At 68.0% G+C, this 1,599-nt stretch carries 1 protein-coding gene; it reads left to right on the top strand.

What is annotated here, in order from left to right:
• Nucleotides 1–85 precede the first annotated feature (85 nt).
• Nucleotides 86–877 (top strand): Fic family protein, encoded by a 792-nt coding sequence (locus C1I98_RS38710; RefSeq protein ID WP_111172164.1) that lies wholly within the window; start codon nt 86–88, stop codon nt 875–877.
• The last annotated feature ends 722 nt before the right edge of the window (nt 878–1,599 follow it).

Genomic DNA, 1,599 nt, shown 5'->3' with positions numbered 1-1,599 from the left:
GTGCCAGGAACACGAGACGTTGGCACCCTCCCAGGCCCTCCCCACCTGGGAGGCTCTGACCACCGCCTCGGTAGGGTCGGGCGGTGTGAGTGACCCATTGGCGGTGATCGCCGAACTCCCCGGCGTACCCGAGGCCGTCACCGAGGCCAGGGAAGCGGTGGACCGGCTCTACCGCCACCGTGTACTGCGACGTCGCAGTCCTGAGGTGTCGGCCGAATCCGCGCTGCGCGGCGCCCGCGCCTCCGCCGCGCTGGAAGGCGTGGACGCCCCGCTCGGCCCGCTGCGCGCGGGCCAGGTGACGGACCCCCTGGTGCAGGGCGCGCTGCGCGTCTCCGCCGAGCTGGGCCGGCTCAGCGAGACCTGGCGTACGGCCCCACGTCAGGTACTGGCCCGCCTCCACACGCTCGCCGCCGCCGGCCTGGTGGAGGAGGCCCGGTTGGGCCGTCCGCGAGTCGCCGACGCGCCCGGCGTCCCGCCGAACGACCCTCTCGGCCTCGGCCCGGCCCCCTCCGCCGAGGAGACCGCGGCGCGCATAGACGCGCTCGTCGCCTTGGTCACAGGCGAGACCAAGGCCTCTGCGGTGGTCCTGGCGGCCGTCGTACACGCCGAGATAGCCGTGCTCAGACCCTTCGGAGTGGCCGACGGCCTCGTGGCCCGGGCCGCCGAACGCCTGACGCTGACAGAGTTCGGACTCGACCCGAAGTCGCTCGCCACCGTCGAGGTCGGCCATGCCGAGTCGTCGTACGGCGAGAACCTTCAGGCATACCTGACGGGCAGTCGCGATGGAGTCGGCCAATGGTTACGGCACTGTGCCCTGGCGGTGACACTCGGCGTCCGAGAGGCCACCGCGGTGTGCGAAGCGCTGCAGCGCGGCTGACGCACAGTGATCGATCTACCTGGGGCCTTGGCAGAAGTGCCAGCGTAGCGAGGGCGCGTCACGCGCCCGCCGCCCCTTCGCCGCGCACCGGCGGGCCGTAAACACAGCGGACGGCGTCCCTGGACTGGGACGCCGTCGCCGGCACGTCGCACCGGGTTACCAAGCGTGCACCTCGTATCCGTCGGAGCGGGTCAAGCCCGTCTCGACGCGCCTCCCGCGGCTGGTCGCGCGTGGGTGCCCGGCGGCCGTGCCCGGACAATCCGTCCGTGACACCTTTCTACGTCGGATCCGCCCTGATGGGAACCCCCAGAAGCAAGACCTTTACCAATCATCTTCACCAAATTGTGACACAATCGGATGAACCTCCCGTATCTCCTCATATATGTCTTTGGTGTGAGATCACGATGCTCCGCGGGTGGGTGAGCGGCCGTCCATGCTCACGCTGAGTGAGCAATATAGGGCTGTGGTGGGGTGTCCGGATTCGGCAACGGAGAGTAGTTGTATGGTTACGTCGAAAAAACTTGGCGGAAATTGCAGATTGCTCCTCGACGAAACTCAAGTGGATCGGGCAGCATACGTGGGTATCTCCCTAAACTGGAGTGAGTGTGCACGGGGCCGCATTGCATGTCCCTTGCCATGCCCTGGTGAAGTGTTGAAAGCTTTCTTCTGAAACGGGACCGGCTCTACCCCCCCGGAGCCGGACCGGTTGGCGACCCCCGCTC

Origin of the sequence: Spongiactinospora gelatinilytica (assembly GCF_003236385.1) — a bacterium.
Lineage (GTDB): Bacteria > Actinomycetota > Actinomycetes > Streptosporangiales > Streptosporangiaceae > Spongiactinospora > Spongiactinospora gelatinilytica.
The sequence above is the reverse complement of the archived record's forward strand: the minus strand, read 5'-3'. Positions and strand labels throughout refer to the sequence as shown.